The organism is Enterobacter sp. V87_3 (genome assembly GCF_029967835.1).
GTDB lineage: Bacteria > Pseudomonadota > Gammaproteobacteria > Enterobacterales > Enterobacteriaceae > Enterobacter > Enterobacter cancerogenus.
In genome coordinates this window covers 55,592-74,065 of record NZ_JASCAM010000022.1, presented here as the reverse complement: position 1 = coordinate 74,065, position 18,474 = coordinate 55,592, and the positions used below count along the sequence as shown (strand labels likewise).

Below are 18,474 nucleotides of genomic sequence, written 5' to 3'. Positions count from 1 at the left end.
TTATGTCCTCGTCTGAAAAACCTCCCAGAGGTTCGCCCTACGCTAAAGAGCTGATTGCCTTCTTACGTCCCTCGTGCGTCACGCGCACAACAGGCCGCGGCGAACAGCTAGACCTGCAGGTCAACGGTGAAGGGATGTGTTATTTGATCCTTGAAGGGACGGTCGCAATCTACCGCCGAAGCGACACGCTGATGCTCTCAACGGCCAGCAGCCCTGCCCTGTTTGGCGTCGCTAACCTGACGGACATTTTTTTTGATGACTACCTTAAAACCGTCACGCCCTGCCTGATCGGGGTGCTGACTACGGCTCAGGTCAACCACATCATCGAAGAGAATGCGCTCTGGGGGCTGCTCTCCAGCCACCTGATGTTTATGTATAACCGGCTGTATAACGCCGTCATGCCTCAGGGAGCCCCAACGGCGTATGAGATGATCCGCCAGCAGCTGCTCCGGCTGATGGAAGAAGATGAGAGCTACCGTTCCGCAGTCACGGCAGAACGCTACATCCGCGACAAAACCCAGCTTTCGCGAAGCGGCGTGATGCGTATTCTGGCGGATCTTAAAACAGGCGGGTTTATCGAAATGGAGGAAGGCAGGCTGATTACCATCAACAAACTGCCGGCCAAATACTGAATGACAGGCACAAAAAAGGCCGCAAGCGCGACCTTTTTTCAGTGCTTAGTGGACATGAACGCCCAACCGCCAGGCAAAATAGATCTCTTCTTTGAGTTCATTTGAAGAGAGTGCAAGCAGGTCAGCAAATTCGAGTTCAAGCTGTTTCAGCTTTTTCAGGTACTGCGCCGGAGACAGGTTGCTCGAATCGCGACGTAAATATTCAATTGCCAGCTGGGTTGGGGTTATTTCAGAATCCATGATGTCCTCGCTTATGTACAAAACGTGACCAGTATATCACAACATGCTGACCAGTTTTTGACCAAAAGCAAAGCATCTGGAAACTTTACACCACCGCCGTCGTCAGCCTCGACGAGCAACACAGGCGATCTTCTTCGTCCAGAATATCAATCTGCCACACCTGATGACGGCTCCCGGCGTGCAGTGCGCGGCACACGCCACGCACCCGACCGCTGCGCACGGCGCGGATGTGATTGGCATTCACCTCCAGCCCGACAACCTTCTGCTCGCCGGAAGTACACAGGTACCCAGCCACCGAACCCAGCGTTTCGGCCAGCACAACGGATGCGCCGCCGTGCAGCAGGCCAAACGGCTGATGGGTACGATGATCCACGGGCATCGTCGCCTCGAGTTCATTCTCACCAATGCGGATAAACTGGATATCCAGCAGCCCCACCATATTCCCGTTACCCATGGCGTTGAGCGCCTCAAGCGTCACTTCACGTTTCCAGATCATCCAATAATCTCCAGTAAGGCCTGTAGCGGATGGCGAACACCGTTACCCTCAATACGTTTTACCTGGCTGCGGCACGAATAGCCCGTTGCCAGACAGCGGTTGCGCGGCAGACGCTGCATCGCCTGGTGCCACGACAGCTCATAGATGCCGAGCGAATTCGCGTGGTTTTTGATTTCATGGCCGTACGTGCCTGCCATCCCGCAGCAGCCCACGCTGACGCTCTCAAGCTTCGCGCCAAAACGCGCAAAAATGGAGGCCCACTGCGCCGGCGCGCCGGGCAGTGCGGTCACTTCAGTACAGTGGCCAAACAGGTACCACGACTCGCCGCTGACGTCGGTTTGCGCGGTCTTATCCAGCGCGGCGGGCAGCCACTCGTGGACCAGCATCACGTGAAAATCACCGCGTTTATCGCCGAGGATCTGCTTGTATTCATCGCGATAGCAGAGCACCAGGGCAGGATCGACGCCGACCATCGGGATACCCAACTGCGCAACGCGATTTAAAAAATCAGACGTTTTCTGTGCGGTTTTCGCAAAGCGCGTCAGGAAACCTTTGATGTGCTGCGCCTTACCGTTCGGTGAGAACGGCAGCACCACCGGCTGATAGCCAATTTTTTCAGCCAGCCGCACGAAGTCGGCTACAACCTCGGCGTCGTAATAGCTGGTGAACGGATCCTGAACCACCAGCACCATGCCGGTTTTTTGCTCCGGGCCGAGCGCCTCAAGCTGTTCCAGCGTCATGTTCGCCGAACGGTGCCCCACCAGCTGGCGCTGCAGCGACGGCGTGGACAGCAGCGGCAGATCCACCATCCCGATATGTTTTTCGGAAAGTTTGCGCACCAGCGGCTGGTTAATAAAGAAGTTGAAGGTTTTAGGCGCGCGCGCCATCAGCGGGGCGTAGCTTTCGACCGTTGCCACCAGGTGATCGCGCATCGGGCGCAGATACCGCGTGTGGTAAAGCTGCAGGAAGCGCGAGCGGAAATCCGGCACGTCAATTTTAATCGGGCACTGGGTGGAACAGGCTTTACAGGCCAGACAGCCGGACATCGCCTCTTTGACTTCGTGCGAGAAATCGTACTCGCCCCGGTCCGCATGCCAGCTGTTGCGGGTGCGTTCGATAAGCGAGCGCAGGCTGGCCCTTTTTTCCGGCAGCTCCTGCTCCAGCTTCAGCGGATCCACTCCGCGATCGGCCAGCAGGCGCAGCCATTCACGCACCAGCGTCGCACGCCCTTTCGGAGAGTGGATCCGGTTGCTGGTGATTTTCATCGACGGGCACATTGGGCTGTTGACGTCAAAGTTAAAGCACAGCCCGTTGCCGTTACACTCCATCGCCCCGCGCCAGGACGAGCGCACCGCAATCGGGATCTGCCTGTCATAGGTGCCGCGCTTAACCGCATCCACCTGCAGCATCGGCGCATCCACGCCCTCAGGCGGGCATATCTTGCCGGGGTTAAGCCGGTTATCCGGGTCGAAGGCGGCTTTGATCTTGCGTAGCTCGCCGAACAGTTGCTCGCCGAAGAACGCCGGGCTGTACTGGGCGCGAAAGCCCTTGCCGTGCTCGCCCCACAGCAATCCACCGTATTTCGCCGTTAAGGCCACCACGTCATCAGAGATCTCTTTCATCAGGATCTCCTGCTGCGGGTCGCACATGTCCAGCGCCGGGCGAACGTGCAGAACCCCGGCATCGACATGCCCAAACATGCCGTAGCTCAGGCCGTGGCTGTCCAGCAGCGCGCGGAACTCAACGATATAATCGGCCAGATGCTCCGGCGGAACGCAGGTATCTTCCGCAAACGGGATCGGCTTGGCGGCCCCTTTGGCATTGCCCAGCAGCCCCACGGCTTTTTTGCGCATCGCATAGATACGCTCAATGCCAGAGAGATCCTGACAGAGCTGCCAGCCAATGATCCCGCCTTCGCCACGCGCCATCAGTTCATCCAGACGCTGACATAATGCCGCCACCTGGCCGTCAATCTGCTCTGCATCGTCTCCGGCAAACTCCACAATGTTCAGGCCAAGCATCTCTTTGTCCGGCACGTCGGTGATAAGCTCGCTGACGGAGTGCCAGACGATATCTTCTCGGGCCAGATTTAAGACTTTGGAATCGACGGTTTCCACCGACAGCGCCCGCGCCTCAACCATAAATGGCGCATTGCGCAGCGCGGAATCAAAGGAGTTGTATTTGACGTTCACCAGCCGCCGCACCTTCGGCAGCCGGGTAATATCAAGGCGCGCCTCGGTGATAAAGGCCAGCGTCCCTTCCGAACCGGTCAGGATGCGGGTCAGGTCGAACTGCGTCATGTCGTCGTTGAAAACGTGGCGCAGGTCGTAGCCCGTCAGGAAGCGGTTCAGTTTCGGGAATTTATCAAGAATAAGCGGGCGATTGTCCCGGCAGCGTTCCAGCACGGTACGGTAGATGCGCCCGGTGACGGTGTTCTCTTTGCCCAGCGTCTCGGCCAGTTCAACCGGCAGCGGCTGCGTATCCAGGATATCGCCACCGAGCAACACGGCGCGCACGCCCATAACGTGATCGGACGTTTTGCCGTACACCAGCGACCCCTGCCCCGACGCATCGGTATTGATCATCCCGCCAAGGGTCGCGCGGTTACTGGTGGAGAGCTCAGGGGCAAAGAAGTAGCCGAAAGGTTTAAGGTACTGGTTGAGCTGATCCTTAATGACGCCCGCCTCGACACGCACCCACCCCTCTTCCGGGTTAATTTCGATGATGCGGTTCATATAGCGCGACATATCAATGATAATGCCCTGGTTCAGCGCCTGCCCGTTGGTGCCCGTCCCGCCGCCGCGCGGGGTGAAGACCAGAGAGTGAAACCGCTCCTGCGACGCCAGCCGTGCAATCAGCGCGACATCGGCGGTAGAACGCGGAAAGACGACCGCATCGGGAAGAAGCTGGTAGATACTGTTATCCGTCGCCATCGTCAGCCTGTCGGCATAATTCGTGGCGGTATCACCTGTAAAACCCTGTTGCTCCAGTGCCTGCAAAAAATTAAGCACCAGCTGAACGACGCCGGGTGCCTGAGAAATCTGTGGGATCATTACTGTCGACCCTAATAAGAGATGTGAAATCGTTTGCGTTGTGTCTGGAAAGTTTTATCACATTTTTTTCTTATGTGCTCTGGTGAATTACAGGCAGAATCCGCCTGTCAAAAATCGCTGAAATCACTAATGATTAGTGATACGCGGTTTATGTTCCCGCCAGCCGTTCTGGCGTTCTAAAAAGGAAAGTTTCGTTTATGGTCAATCTTCGTCAGCCCAGGGATGTTGCGCAAATATTGCTGTCGGTGCTGTTTCTGGCACTTATGATCATTGCGTGTCTGTGGATTGTTCAGCCGTTTATTCTCGGGTTTGCATGGGCCGGGACCGTCGTTGTCGCTACCTGGCCGCTGCTGTTGCGTTTGCAGAAGATGCTGTTTGGTCGCCGCGCTTTAGCCGTTCTGGTGATGACCCTGCTGTTGTTCCTGCTCTTTATTATTCCGATTGCCCTGCTGGTGAACAGCCTCGTTGATTCCAGCGGCCCGGTGATCCGCGCCGTGAGCAGCGGCGACATGACGCTGCCGGACCTCGCGTGGCTCAACAGCATTCCGATGATTGGCGCAAAGCTCTACAGCGGCTGGCACGGTCTGCTGGAGATGGGCGGCAGCGCCCTGATGGCAAAAGTCCGCCCGTACATCGGCACCACGACCACCTGGTTTGTCGGCCAGGCGGCGCATATCGGTCGCTTTATGATGCACTGTGCGCTGATGCTGGTGTTCAGCGCCCTGCTGTACTGGCGCGGTGAGCAGGTTGCGCTCGGCGTACGCCACTTCGCGACCCGCCTCGCCGGTAAACGCGGCGACGCCGCCGTTCTGCTGGCCGCTCAGGCCGTTCGCGCCGTCGCGCTTGGTGTAGTGGTTACCGCGCTGGTGCAGGCGATCCTCGGCGGCATCGGCCTTGCTGTCTCCGGCGTGCCGTATGCTACCGTCTTTACCGTGGTGATGTTGATGACCTGCCTTGCGCAACTGGGCCCTTTGCTGGTGCTGGTGCCGAGCATCATCTGGCTTTACTGGACGGGCGATACCACCTGGGGCACCGTCCTGCTGGTGTGGAGCTGCGTGGTCGGGACCATGGATAACGTCATCCGCCCGATACTGATCCGCATGGGTGCCGATTTACCGCTGATTTTGATTTTGTCCGGCGTGATCGGCGGGCTGATTGCCTTCGGGATGATCGGCCTGTTTATTGGCCCGGTTCTGCTGGCCGTGACCTGGCGTCTGTTCTCCGCCTGGGTGCATGAAATCCCACCGCCGGGCACCGACCCGGACGCGATCCTGAGCGAACTGGAAGCGCTGGAAGATAAGAATACGCAGTAAACCTGTTGCCGGGTGGCGCCTTCGCTTACCCGGCCTGCTCTTCGAATAGTTAAACAACGCTAAACTATTTATTCTCTGCCCACTGGTCAGACCCGCCGTATATCCCGCCCATCTGCAATTAAACATGCGAAATCTTTACTTCTCTTTAACTATTGAGAGGAATCTGATCGACGCTAAAAGTTGAGATGCCTACTATTAGGACACGGTTATAAATCAACACCTTGATTTATAAGCATGGAAATCCCCTGAGTGAAACAACGAATTGCTGTGTGTAGTCTTTGCCCATCTCCCACGATGGGCTTTTTTTTGTCCTGCGTACGCGCAAGGCATAAAAAAAGCCGGGGAGTGGTTAGCTCCCCGGCTTGATGACACAAGCAATATTACTTATTCAGTTCCGCCAGGCTCAGCCAGGTCTGTACCACGGTGTCCGGGTTCAGGGAGAGGCTGTCAATGCCCTCCTCCATCAGCCAGGCGGCAAAATCTTCGTGGTCAGAAGGCCCTTGCCCGCAAATCCCGACATATTTCCCCTGCTTCTTCGCCGCGCGAATGGACATCGACAGCAGCGCTTTCACCGCCTCGTTACGTTCATCGAACAGCTCGGAAACCACGCCCGAGTCACGGTCAAGACCCAGCGCCAGCTGCGTCATGTCGTTTGAACCGATAGAGAAGCCGTCGAAATGCTCGAGGAACTGCTCGGCCAGCAGGGCGTTGGACGGGATCTCACACATCATGATGATCTTCAGCCCGTTCTCGCCGCGCTTCAGCCCCTGGCGCGCCAGCTCGTCCACCACCGCCTTCGCCTGATCCACGGTACGCACGAACGGAACCATGATCTCGACGTTGGTCAGCCCCATGTCGTTGCGCACGCGTTTCACCGCGTCACACTCCAGCGCAAAGCAGTCGCGGAAGCTCTCGGACACGTAGCGTCCGGCGCCACGGAAGCCCAGCATCGGGTTCTCTTCCTCTGGCTCGTAGCGCTCGCCGCCCACCAGGTTGGCGTATTCGTTGGACTTAAAGTCAGACAGACGCACGATGACGCGTTTCGGATAGAACGCCGCGCCCAGCGTCGCGATCCCTTCGGTCAGACGACCCACGTAGAACTCTTTCGGCGAGTCATAGCCTTTCATCATCTCGCGGATTTCGTTCTGCAGTTTCGCGTCCTGCTCGTCAAACTCCAGCAACGCGCGCGGGTGCACGCCAATCATCCGGTTGATGATAAATTCCAGACGCGCCAGGCCAACCCCTTCGTTCGGCAGGCAGGCGAAGTCGAACGCGCGGTCAGGGTTACCGACGTTCATCATGATCTTCAGCGGCAGGTCCGGCATGGTATCGACGCTGGAACTTTTCACGCTGAAGTCGAGAATATCGGCGTACACATAGCCGGTATCCCCTTCCGCACAGGAGACGGTCACGCTCTCGCCGTCCTTCATGCGCTCGGTGGCATCACCACAGCCCACTACCGCCGGGATCCCCAACTCACGGGCGATGATCGCCGCGTGGCAGGTGCGCCCGCCGCGGTTAGTGACGATGGCGGCCGCCTTCTTCATGATCGGTTCCCAGTCCGGGTCAGTCATGTCGGTGACCAGTACGTCACCCGGTTCAATACGGTTCATCTCGCTGATGTCGTGGATCACCTTCACCGGGCCGGCACCGATACGGTGGCCGATGGCGCGGCCTTCGGCCACGATTTTGCCCTGGGCGTGCAGCGTGTAACGCTCCATCACCTGGCCGCGGGAACGCACGGTTTCCGGGCGCGCCTGCACGATAAACAGCTTGCCGGTATGGCCGTCTTTCGCCCATTCAATATCCATCGGGCGACCGTAGTGTTTTTCAATCTGTACGGCCTGTTTCGCCAGCTCTTCCACTTCGGCATCGGTCAGGGAGAAACGGTCGCGCTGCTCCTGCGGCACATCCTCAATTTTTACCTGCTTGCCATGCTCCTGGGTCGGGGCATAGATCATGCGAATTTTTTTCGACCCCATGGTGCGGCGCACCACCGCCGGACGGTTGGCGGCCAGGGTAGGTTTGTGAACGTAGAATTCATCAGGGTTCACGGCACCCTGCACCACCATCTCACCCAGCCCCCACGCGGAGGTGATAAACACCACCTGGTCAAAACCGGATTCAGTATCGATAGAGAACATCACGCCGGAAGAACCCACATCGGAGCGCACCATACGCTGTACGCCAGCGGAAAGCGCCACGCCGCGGTGGTCATAGCCCTGATGCACGCGGTAGGAGATTGCGCGGTCGTTGAACAGGGAAGCAAATACGTGCTTCACCGCCACCAGCACCGCGTCGTAGCCCTGGACGTTCAGGAAGGTCTCCTGCTGTCCGGCGAACGAGGCATCCGGCATATCTTCCGCAGTAGCAGAAGAACGCACGGCAAACGAGGCCTGCGCATCATCCGCGGAGAGCTGGTTATAGGCATCGTGAATGGCTTTTTCCAGTTCCGGCTGGAAAGGTGTGTCGATAATCCACTGGCGGATTTGAGACCCGGCTTTGGCAAGCTCAGTAACATCATCAATATCCGTTTTATCCAGCAGGTCGTAAATGCGCTGGTTCACGCCGCTCTGGTCTAAAAACAGGTTAAACGCATCGGCCGTTGTGGCAAACCCGTTTGGCACTGAGACACCCATGCCGGACAGGTTTGTAATCATTTCACCCAGGGAGGCATTTTTGCCTCCAACTCTGTCTACATCATTCATGCCGAGTTGGTTATACCAAAGCACCAGCGGTGACGAGCCATTGTTGGACATCGAAACAATCCTTTTGTGATATTTGATCGGAGTAAGAAACGCCTGACTACGTATTTATACTGGCATAATTGTTTGCGCTAAAAAAACGGTGAATCGTGTAAGCAATTTAAATTTTCAACTTTTAGGACAGTTTCCACCCGGCTACTAACCCGATGATTCCTATAGATTCACTGAAAAACCATAGAAATAAAGCCGCTATTTGAAAAATGAAATCCACTTTTCAGGAAAATTAAAAACACCATTTCATTTATATTTAGGACAAGTTCTTTGCTGTGCAATTAACTTTTTTAATTTATGCTTTCAGGCAATTACGTACGCACTTCAGGGTGAATAAAATGGATAATGCTGTTGATCGCCACGTTTTTTATATTTCTGATGGTACGGCGATCACCGCCGAGGTGTTAGGCCATGCGGTGATGTCGCAATTCCCCGTATCGATTAACAGCATCACGCTGCCGTTCGTGGAAAATGAGAGCCGGGCCAAAGCGGTGAAGGACCAGATTGACGCCATTTTCCAGCAAACCGGCATTCGCCCGCTGGTCTTCTATTCGATTGTCATCCCCGAGATCCGCGCCATCATTCTGCAAAGTGAAGGCTTCTGCCAGGATATTGTGCAGGCGCTGGTTGCCCCGCTTCAGAGTGAACTGCAGCTGGACCCGACGCCTGTCGCGCATCGCACCCACGGGCTGAACCCCGGGAACCTGATCAAATACGACGCGCGCATCGCGGCTATCGATTACACCCTCGCCCACGACGATGGGATTTCAATGCGCAACCTCGATCAGGCGCAGGTGATCCTGCTTGGCGTGTCGCGCTGCGGCAAAACGCCGACCAGCCTCTATCTGGCGATGCAGTTTGGCATCCGGGCGGCGAACTACCCCTTTATTGCCGACGATATGGATAACCTGGTGCTACCCGCCGCGCTCAAGCCGCTCCAGCATAAGCTTTTTGGCCTGACCATTAACCCGGAACGGCTGGCGGCCATTCGCGAGGAGCGCCGCGAAAACAGCCGCTACGCGTCGATGCGTCAGTGCCGGATGGAAGTCTCCGAGGTTGAAGCCCTGTACCGCAAAAACCAGATCCCGTGGCTGAACAGCACTAACTATTCGGTGGAAGAGATTGCCACCAAAATCCTCGATATCATGGGGCTGAATCGCCGCATGTACTAATATGCTAGTACATTATCACGGATTCGGGTATCATCAGCCGCATCGTCGGGGCGGCCTCGCCCCGAACTTGAAATCAGCGGGGATTGGTTTAAGGTGATGCCCATCACTTCCCGGTAGTCTGCCGATGAAGCAAAAATTTCTGAGATATTCCATGAATAAAACCGACGAACTCCGTACGGCGCGCATTGATAGCCTGGTCACACCGGCTGAACTGGCACAGCGCCATCCCGTTTCCGCAGGCGTGGCTGACCATGTCACCGCCTCGCGCCGACGCATTGAAAAAATCCTCAACGGTGAAGACAAGCGCCTTCTGGTGGTAATTGGCCCGTGCTCTATCCACGACCTTGATGCCGCCATGGACTACGCAAAACGTCTGCAGGGGCTGCGTGAGAAGTATCAGCATCGCCTCGAGATTGTGATGCGTACCTACTTTGAAAAGCCGCGCACCGTGGTGGGCTGGAAGGGGCTGATTTCCGACCCTGACCTTAACGGGAGCTACCGCGTTAATCACGGCATTGAGCTGGCGCGCAAACTGCTGCTGCAGGTGAACGAGCTGGGCGTACCGACCGCCACCGAGTTTCTGGATATGGTGACCGGGCAGTTTATCGCCGATCTCATCAGCTGGGGCGCGATTGGCGCGCGTACCACCGAAAGCCAGATCCACCGCGAGATGGCCTCCGCGCTCTCCTGCCCGGTGGGCTTTAAAAATGGGACCGACGGTAACACCCGTATCGCGGTTGACGCCATTCGCGCATCGCGTGCCAGCCACATGTTCCTCTCCCCGGATAAGAACGGGCACATGACCATCTACCAGACCAGCGGCAACCCATACGGCCATATCATCATGCGCGGCGGTAAAAAACCGAACTACCACGCGGAGGATATTGCCGCCGCCTGCGAGACGCTGGCAGAATTTGACCTGCCTGAGCACCTGGTGGTGGATTTCAGCCACGGCAACTGCCAGAAACAGCACCGCCGCCAGCTCGACGTCTGCGATGAGATCTGCCAGCAGATCCGCAGCGGTTCGACCGCCGTGGCGGGCATTATGGCTGAAAGCTTCATCAAAGAAGGCACCCAGAAAATCCTTGCCGGTCAGCAGATGGTTTACGGCCAGTCGATTACCGATCCGTGCCTGAGCTGGGAAGACAGCGAGCTGCTGGTGGAGAAACTGGCGGCGGCAGTGGACAGCCGCTTCTGAGGCTATGCCGGGTAGCAAGTTAAAAGCAAAAAGGCAACGTAGTTGCCTTTTTTAATGTTTTCTCCCTCTCCCCATGGGAGAGGGCCGGGGTGAGGGCACCAGACCGCACCATCCCTCTTCCCACCCCAAATTTGATCCCGTCACAATATTTTCACAAAAACGCTTGCCGTAAATTTGCAGTTTATTGATAATGATTATCATTGTTACATTGATTGTTATTTATAAACACTATGTCACGTACGGATAATAGCGCGGCAACGCCAGTAAAAAACCACACAGCACCGTCCCCCGCCACCGCCGATCGCCGCATTGACAGCAAAATGCTGCTCGGCGATGAAGGGCGGGTGATTATCGAGCATGACGGCCAGCTCTACCTGCTGCGCCAGACGAATGCCGGAAAACTGATCCTCACGAAATAAAGTAAACAAAAATACGCCAGCCACCCAGGTGATCCCCAGGCAGCCAGCGCTTTCGATTCTTAATGGAGAGTTGCTATGCCACACCCGCGTTCCGCGTCTTTATGCCCTTCCCTCCTGGCGCTGGCGATTGCCAGTGCGCTTCCGGGCACCGCGTTTGCTGCCGCAGCAGAAGACATTACCGTTACCGCTACGGGCAACGCCCGAAGCACCTTTGAAGCCCCGATGATGGTCAGCGTGATTGACGCCTCAGCGCCGGAAAACCAGACCGCCAGCTCAGCCGCCGACCTGCTGCGCAAAGTGCCTGGCCTGACGCTGGATGGCAGCGGGCGCACAAACGGCCAGGATGTAAACCTGCGCGGCTACGACCGCCGCGGCGTGCTGGTACTGGTAGACGGCGTCCGTCAGGGGACCGACACCGGCCACCTGAACAGCACCTTCCTGGACCCGGCGCTGATTAAGCGTATCGAAGTGGTTCGCGGTCCGTCGGCCCTGCTGTACGGCAGCGGCGCGTTGGGCGGCGTGATCTCCTATGACACCGTTGATGCTAAAGACCTGCTGGAGCCGGGCAAAAACAGCGGCTATCGCGTGTTTGGTACCGGTGCGACGGGCGATCACAGCCTCGGTATGGGGGCGAGCGCCTTTGGCCGCACCGATACCCTGGACGGCGTAGTCTCATGGTCCAGCCGCGACCGCGGCGACATTCGTCAGAGCGACGGCGCAACGGCCCCCAATGATGAGTCGATCAACAACATGCTGGCGAAAGGCAGCTGGAAAATAGATCCGGCCCAGACGCTGAGCGGCTCCCTGCGCTACTACAACAACAATGCGCAGGAGCCGAAAAACCCGCAGACCACCGACGCGAGCGACAGCAGTAACCCGATGACCAACCGCTCCACCATCCAGCGCGATGCCCAGCTCGGGTATAACATTGCGCCGCCGGGCAACGACTGGCTGAACGCCGATGCGAAGCTCTACTGGTCCGAAGCGCGCATCAACGCCCAGAACATCGACGGAACCGGTGAGTTCCGCAAGCAGACGACCAAAGGCGGAAAAGTCGAAAACCGTACCCGCCTGTTCAGCGACTCCTTTGCCTCTCACCTGCTGACCTATGGCGGTGAATATTACCGTCAGGAGCAGACTCCGGGCGGCGCGACCACCGGCTTCCCGGAGGCGAAAATTGACTTCAGCTCCGGCTGGCTGCAGGACGAAATCACCCTGCGCGACCTGCCCGTTACCCTGCTCGGCGGTACCCGTTACGATAACTATCGCGGCAGCAGCAACGGCTACGACGATGTGGATGCCGATAAGTGGTCCTCCCGTGCCGGGTTAACCGTCAGCCCTGCCGACTGGCTGATGCTGTTTGGCTCCTGGGCGCAGGCCTTCCGCGCGCCGACGATGGGCGAGATGTACAACGACTCCAAACATTTCTCCATCGGCAGCTTCTACACTAACTACTGGGTGCCAAACCCCAACCTGCGCCCGGAAACTAACGAAACCCAGGAGTATGGTTTTGGCCTGCGCTTTGACGATCTGATGCTCGCCAACGATGCGCTGGAGTTCAAAGCCAGCTACTTCGATACCAAAGCCAAAGACTACATCTCTACCACCGTCGATTTTGCGGCGGCCACCACCATGTCCTATAACGTACCTAACGCCAAAATCTGGGGCTGGGACGTGATGGCGAAGTACTCGGCCAATCTCTTCAACCTTGACGTCGCCTACAACCGCACGCGGGGTAAAGACACCGATACGGGCGAGTATATCTCCAGCATTAACCCGGACACCGTCACCAGCAAGCTCGACATTCCGGTGGCACAAAGCGGCTTCTCCGTGGGCTGGATCGGCACCTTTGTCGATCGCTCAACCCACATCAGCAGCAGCTACAGCAAGCAGCCGGGCTATGCGGTTAACGATTTCTACGTCAGCTATCAGGGCCAGGAACAGTTCAAAGGCGTGACCACCACACTGGTGCTGGGCAACGCCTTCGATAAAGAGTACTGGTCACCGCAGGGCATCCCGCAGGACGGCCGTAACGGCAAGATTTTTGTAAGCTATCAGTGGTAATCCCCGCCCCGGTTCACCGGGGCAAGAATCTGGAAGGAAAAGATAATGAATCACTACACACGCTGGCTTGAGCTAAAAGAACAAAACCCGGGTAAGTACGCACGTGACATCGCAGGCTTGATGAACATCAGCGAAGCGGAGCTGACCTTTGCCCGCGTGGGCCACGACGCCTGGCGATTGCGCGGTGAAACCCGCGAGATTTTAGGCGCGCTGGAAGCCGTGGGTGAAACCAAGTGTATCTGCCGCAACGAATACGCTGTGCACGAGCAGGTGGGCGCGTTTACTAACCAGCATCTCAACGGCCACGCCGGGCTGGTGCTGAACCCGCGCGCGCTGGATCTCCGCCTGTTCCTCAATCAGTGGGCAAGCGTGTTTCACGTTAGCGAAGCCACGGCACGCGGCGAGCGCCAGAGCATTCAGTTCTTTGACCATCAGGGCGACGCCCTGCTCAAGGTGTACACCACCGACAATACCGATGTCAGCGCCTGGGGCGACGTGCTGACGCGCTTCATCATTGCCGATAACCCGCCGCTGGCGTTAAAACCGGCCGAAACACCTGCGCACGCTGAACATGCCGACGCAGACACGGTAGACAAAGAGTGGCGCGCCATGACCGACGTGCATCAGTTCTTCAGCCTGCTTAAGCGTCACAGCCTCAGCCGCCAGCAGGCCTTCCGCCTGGTGGGCGACGACCTCGCCTGTAAGGTGGACAACGGTGCGCTGGCGAAGCTGCTGGAAACCGCGCGTCAGGACGGCAATGAAATCATGGTGTTCGTGGGCAACCGCGGCTGCGTGCAGATCTTCACCGGCGTGGTAGAAAAGCTGGTGCCGATGAAAGGCTGGCTGAACATTTTCAATAAGGCCTTTACCCTGCATCTGCTGGAAGAGACCGTCGCCGAAACCTGGGTGACGCGTAAACCAACCGCAGACGGCCACGTCACCAGCCTGGAGCTGTTCGCCGCCGACGGCACGCAAATCGCCCAACTGTATGGCCAACGCACCGAAGGTGAGCCGGAGCAGAGCCAGTGGCGCAGCCAGATTGACGCCCTGACGCCGAAAGGACTGGCCGCATGAAAAAATGGTTTGCCCTGCTTGGCATCCTGCCGTGGGTGACCTTTGCCGCCACGCCGGAGAAAATCGTCACGCTCGGTGGCGACGTCACGGAGATTGTTTACGCCCTTGACGCAGGATCTTCGCTGGTGGCACGCGACAGCACCAGCCGCTGGCCGCAGGCGGCGACGCGTCTGCCCGACGTGGGGTATTTGCGCCAGCTTAACGCCGAAGGCATTTTATCCGTGCGCCCGACGCTGGTTCTGGCGAGCACGCAGGCGCAGCCTTCTCTGGCGCTCGAACAGGTTGCGCAGAGTCACGTCAGGGTCGTCAACGTGCCCGCCCGAAATACGCTTGATGTCATCGACGAAAAGATTCGCGTCGTTGCCGAAGCCACCCACCGTGAGGCGCAGGGGGAAACCTTGCGCAACACGCTGCGCGCGGAACTGGCGGCGCTGCCCGCTTCACCGCTCAACAAACGGGTGCTGTTTATTCTCAACCACGGCGGGATGACCGCCATGGCAGCCGGACAGCAGACCGGCGCGGATGCGGCTATCCGGGCGGCGGGGCTGCAGAATGCGATGCAGGGCTTCACCCGCTACCAGCCGCTCTCGCAGGAGGGTACCATCGCCAGCCAGCCCGACCTGGTGGTCATCTCCCAGGACGGCATAAAAGCGCTGGGCGGGGAAGAGAATCTCTGGAAGCTGCCGGGTCTGGCACAGACCCCGGCGGGACGCGGCAGGCAGGTGCTGGCCATTGATGATATGGCGCTGCTGGGCTTTAGCGTGCGCACGCCACAGGCCATCCAGCAGCTGCGCGCCAAAGCGGAGCAATTGCCCTGATGACCCGCCGGATAACCCTGTCGCTGTGGGGAATGGCCCTCTTTCTCGCCGTGATGACCCTCATGGCAACAGGCTTTGGCGCGTTGCGTCTGCCGGTAAGCCTGCTGTGGAACAGCAGCGATGAGGCGCTGCGTCAGATCTGGCTGACCATTCGACTGCCGCGCGTGCTGCTGGCCCTGACGATCGGCGGCTCTCTGGCGCTGGCGGGCTGCGTGATGCAGGGGCTGTTTCGTAATCCGCTGGCGGACCCCGGCCTGCTCGGGATCAGCAGCGGCGCGGCGCTGGCCGTTGCCCTGTGGGTGGTCATCCCGCTTTCGCTGCCCGCGCTGGTCATGCTGTATGCCCCCATGCTGGCGGCCTTTCTTGGCGCGCTGGCGGCGACGGTGGTGATCTTTGTGCTCAGCCAGCAGCGTGACAGTTCGCTGTCGCGTCTGCTGCTGGTGGGAATTGCGATAAATGCCTTATGCGGTGCCGCGGTGGGCGTCCTCTCATGGCTTAGCAACGACGCGCAGCTTCGCCAGCTGTCACTCTGGGGCATGGGCAGCCTCGGTCAGGCGCAGTGGTCAACGCTGCTGGCCGTCACCTCGCTGATGGTGCCGACGGTGCTGATTATCTGGCGTCTCGCCAGCGCGCTCAACCTGCTCCAGTTGGGTGAGGAAGAGGCGCACTATCTGGGGGTGGATGTCGTGGTGGTGCAGCGGATTTTACTTCTGTGCAGCGCGCTGCTGGTGGCTGCGGCCGTTGCCGTCAGCGGCGTTATTGGCTTTGTCGGGCTGGTCGTCCCGCACCTGATGCGCATGTGGCTGGGCGCGGATCATCGGGCGACCCTTCCCGGCTCGGTGCTGGCTGGCGCGCTGTTGCTGCTGGTGGCGGATACGGTGGCACGCACGCTGGTCGCGCCCGCGGAAATGCCGGTCGGGTTGCTGACCAGCCTTATCGGTGCCCCCTGGTTCCTGTGGCTAATCTTTCGTCGGGGAGGCCGACATGGCTGAACGGTATTGCGCTGAAAATGTGAGCTGTACGCTCGCGGGGCGCACGCTTATCAAAGACGTTTCGCTCACGCTGTCAAAGGGCGAACTGGTGGCCCTGATTGGCCCGAATGGCGCGGGGAAATCCACGTTACTGCGGCTGCTAACGGGTTACCTGAAACCCGTTAGTGGCAGCTGTTTTCTGGCGGGAAAAGCGTTGAGCGAATGGGCGCCGGACACCTTGTCGCGCTATCGCGCGGTGATGCGCCAGCATACTCAGCTCGGCTTCGACTGGCCCGTTGAGGCCGTTATCGGGATGGGACGCGCGCCGTGGAGTCGCCAGCCGGAACCGGCAATTATTCATCAGGTGATGGCGTTGACCGGCTGTCTGCCACTGGCCGGAAGACAGTACAACGCTCTCTCCGGCGGCGAGCAGCAGCGCGTCCAGCTTGCGCGCGCGCTGGCGCAACTCTGGCAAGACGGTGCGCCTCGCGGCTGGCTTTTTCTTGATGAACCAACCTCGGCGCTCGATCTCTACCACCAGCAGCATCTACTCAGGCTGCTGAAGTCGCTGACCGACAAGGGCCATCTCCACGTTTGCGTGGTGCTGCACGATCTCAATCTGGCGGCACTCTGGGCGGACAGGATTTTGCTTTTGCACAACGGGCACATTGTGGCCAACGGCACGCCGGAGCAGGTTCTGCAGGCCGATGCGCTGGCCCACTGGTATGGCGCGCAGGTTCACGTCGGCCAGCACCCGGCTCACGCCGCGCCGCAGGTTTTTCTTGCCCCTTAGCTTGAGCAGCTCACTTCCAGCCGCTTGCCCCAGTCCGGCGGGCGGCTGACGTAATCATCCTCCCTGTCGGCAAACGGCGTGCGTAGCGCAGCATGCAAGCGGTGCAGTTCGTCATACTGCCCCTGTTCTGCCTGCTCAATCGCCCGCTGAGCCAGCCAGTTGCGCAGCACCATCGCCGGGTTAACCGCGTTCATCTTTTCCTGACGGGTGGCGTCATCAATCTGCTCACGCTGCAGGCGCGTGCGGTAAGCGGTGAACCAGTCATCAAAGGCCTGTCGGTCAATGAACTCATCGCGTAGCGGTGAGGCGGCGCTCTGCTGCTCGGTCTGGCCCAGCATTCTGAAGGTGCGGGTGTAGTCGCTCCCCTCGCGGGCCATCAGGGAGAACAGGGTATTGAGAAGCGCGTTATCCCCTTTCTCCTGCGTCAGCAGCCCCAGCTTGCTGCGCATCAGGGAACCATACTCCCGCAACAGTACTTCCTGGTAACTATCGAGCGCATCGTTCAGGCCTTCCACGTCGATAAACGGCGACAGCGACTGCGCCAGACGCTGGAGATTCCACAGCCCGACGGCAGGCTGATTATCAAAGCTGTAGCGACCCTGGTAATCCGAATGGTTACAGATGTAGCCCGGCTGATAATCATCGAGGAAACCAAAAGGCCCGTAATCAAAGGTCAGCCCCAGCAGGGACATATTGTCGGTGTTCATTACGCCATGCGCGAAACCGACGGTCTGCCAGCGCGCAATCATCGACGCGGTGCGGGCGACAATATCGCGGAACCATAAAAGGTATTTGTCCGCCTCGTCCTGCAGATGCGGCCAGTGGTGGCGAAGGGCGAAATCGGCAAGCTGGCGAACCTTTTCCGGCTCGCGGCGATAGTAAAAATGTTCGAAATGGCCGAAACGCAGATGGCTTTGGGCAACGCGGATGAGCATCGCCCCCTGCTCAATCGTTTCTCGTGAAACGGGCGTATCGCTGGTGACAATCGACAGCGCCCGCGACGTCGGAATACCCAGGGCATGCATCGCTTCTGAGGCCAGGCTTTCGCGAATGGTTGAACGCAGCACGGCGCGCCCATCGCCCATACGCGAATAAGGCGTCAGGCCAGCCCCTTTGAGGTGCCAGTCTACGGTTTCGCCGTTGGGGAGCTGTTGTTCGCCGAGCAGGATCCCACGGCCATCGCCGAGTTGCCCTGCCCAGACGCCAAACTGATGTCCACTATAGACTTGCGCAAGCGGTCGCATACCCGGCAAAAGCGTTTCGCCGCCCCACACGCCTGCCCCTTCGGACGGCTCGAATAATGCCGGGGGGATCGCAAGCGAATCCGCCAGCGTCTCGTTATGCCAGATCAGACGGGCGTTATCTAACGGAGTGGGATTGAGAGCGGTATAGAAGCCGGGCAATTCATCGTGCCAGTGTGCGGTAAAAGACAGGGTCATAGGTCCTCCTGCTTTTAGTGTAGAGGTTTTACCGGG

15 protein-coding genes and 1 other RNA gene are annotated in these 18,474 nt (G+C 58.5%); 11 read left to right on the top strand and 5 right to left on the bottom strand.

Going from position 1 to position 18,474, the window contains the following annotated elements; translation table 11 throughout:
* The first annotated feature begins 2 nt into the window (after positions 1–2).
* The gene (locus QLG21_RS09615; RefSeq protein ID WP_006174886.1) at positions 3–632 is read left to right on the top strand and encodes a helix-turn-helix domain-containing protein; all 630 of its coding nucleotides are present in this window, start codon (positions 3–5) and stop codon (positions 630–632) included.
* A 45-nt stretch (positions 633–677) separates the two neighbouring features.
* Here QLG21_RS09615 and QLG21_RS09610 read toward each other — a convergent pair whose 3' ends face one another.
* From QLG21_RS09610 to QLG21_RS09600, 3 genes are all read right to left on the bottom strand, one after another.
* Complete coding sequence (locus QLG21_RS09610) at positions 678–872, bottom strand: YdiH family protein (RefSeq protein ID WP_042319632.1); 195 nt, start codon at positions 870–872, stop codon at positions 678–680.
* Positions 873–957: 85 nt separating this feature from the next.
* Positions 958–1,368: a 1,4-dihydroxy-2-naphthoyl-CoA hydrolase gene (gene menI / locus QLG21_RS09605; protein WP_006174884.1), complete on the bottom strand. Its 411-nt coding sequence runs from the start codon at positions 1,366–1,368 to the stop codon at positions 958–960.
* Positions 1,365–4,421 carry an FAD-binding and (Fe-S)-binding domain-containing protein gene (locus tag QLG21_RS09600; protein ID WP_282484287.1) on the bottom strand — a complete coding sequence of 1,019 codons (3,057 nt, stop codon included), beginning with the start codon at positions 4,419–4,421 and terminating at the stop codon, positions 1,365–1,367. Before QLG21_RS09600 ends, menI begins: the two co-directional genes overlap by 4 nt.
* Before the next feature lie 197 nt (positions 4,422–4,618).
* Here QLG21_RS09600 and ydiK point away from each other — a divergent pair, with 197 nt between their 5' ends.
* Both ydiK and rprA read left to right on the top strand, forming a co-directional pair.
* Positions 4,619–5,734, top strand: a complete 1,116-nt coding sequence (ydiK, locus tag QLG21_RS09595) for an AI-2E family transporter YdiK (RefSeq protein ID WP_137272055.1) — start codon at positions 4,619–4,621, stop codon at positions 5,732–5,734.
* Between the two features lie 202 nt (positions 5,735–5,936).
* Positions 5,937–6,044, top strand: an RNA gene (rprA, locus tag QLG21_RS09590) — antisense sRNA RprA.
* 70 nt (positions 6,045–6,114) lie between these two features.
* Here rprA and ppsA read toward each other — a convergent pair.
* Positions 6,115–8,493, bottom strand: coding sequence for a phosphoenolpyruvate synthase (gene ppsA / locus QLG21_RS09585; RefSeq protein ID WP_006174880.1), 2,379 nt, complete (start codon positions 8,491–8,493; stop codon positions 6,115–6,117).
* Positions 8,494–8,828: 335 nt separating this feature from the next.
* Between ppsA and QLG21_RS09580 the strand changes: the two genes are divergently transcribed.
* From QLG21_RS09580 to QLG21_RS09545, 8 genes are all read left to right on the top strand, one after another.
* Positions 8,829–9,662 carry a pyruvate, water dikinase regulatory protein gene (locus QLG21_RS09580; RefSeq protein WP_006174879.1) on the top strand — a complete coding sequence of 278 codons (834 nt, stop codon included), beginning with the start codon at positions 8,829–8,831 and terminating at the stop codon, positions 9,660–9,662.
* Positions 9,663–9,813: 151 nt separating this feature from the next.
* Positions 9,814–10,860 carry a 3-deoxy-7-phosphoheptulonate synthase AroH gene (gene aroH / locus QLG21_RS09575; RefSeq protein ID WP_137848440.1) on the top strand — a complete coding sequence of 349 codons (1,047 nt, stop codon included), beginning with the start codon at positions 9,814–9,816 and terminating at the stop codon, positions 10,858–10,860.
* Between the two features lie 230 nt (positions 10,861–11,090).
* The gene (gene hemP / locus QLG21_RS09570; RefSeq protein ID WP_137848439.1) at positions 11,091–11,279 is read left to right on the top strand and encodes a hemin uptake protein HemP; all 189 of its coding nucleotides are present in this window, start codon (positions 11,091–11,093) and stop codon (positions 11,277–11,279) included.
* A gap of 75 nt (positions 11,280–11,354) precedes the next feature.
* The gene (locus QLG21_RS09565) at positions 11,355–13,343 is read left to right on the top strand and encodes a TonB-dependent hemoglobin/transferrin/lactoferrin family receptor (RefSeq protein ID WP_137848438.1); all 1,989 of its coding nucleotides are present in this window, start codon (positions 11,355–11,357) and stop codon (positions 13,341–13,343) included.
* Between the two features lie 45 nt (positions 13,344–13,388).
* On the top strand, positions 13,389–14,417 hold the full coding sequence (gene chuS / locus QLG21_RS09560) for a hematinate-forming heme oxygenase ChuS (protein ID WP_137848437.1): 1,029 nt from the start codon (positions 13,389–13,391) through the stop codon (positions 14,415–14,417).
* The gene (locus QLG21_RS09555; protein WP_137848436.1) at positions 14,414–15,235 is read left to right on the top strand and encodes a hemin ABC transporter substrate-binding protein; all 822 of its coding nucleotides are present in this window, start codon (positions 14,414–14,416) and stop codon (positions 15,233–15,235) included. The genes chuS and QLG21_RS09555 overlap by 4 nt, the downstream gene beginning before the upstream one ends.
* Entirely contained in the window at positions 15,235–16,227 is a 993-nt protein-coding gene (locus QLG21_RS09550) for an iron ABC transporter permease (RefSeq protein ID WP_058608974.1), read from the top strand. Before QLG21_RS09555 ends, QLG21_RS09550 begins: the two co-directional genes overlap by 1 nt.
* Complete coding sequence (locus QLG21_RS09545; protein WP_137848435.1) at positions 16,220–16,999, top strand: heme ABC transporter ATP-binding protein; 780 nt, start codon at positions 16,220–16,222, stop codon at positions 16,997–16,999. The genes QLG21_RS09550 and QLG21_RS09545 overlap by 8 nt, the downstream gene beginning before the upstream one ends.
* Here the strand turns inward: QLG21_RS09545 and selO are convergent.
* Complete coding sequence (gene selO / locus QLG21_RS09540; RefSeq protein WP_137848434.1) at positions 16,996–18,438, bottom strand: protein adenylyltransferase SelO; 1,443 nt, start codon at positions 18,436–18,438, stop codon at positions 16,996–16,998. The genes QLG21_RS09545 and selO overlap by 4 nt on opposite strands.
* Positions 18,439–18,474: the final 36 nt, after the last annotated feature.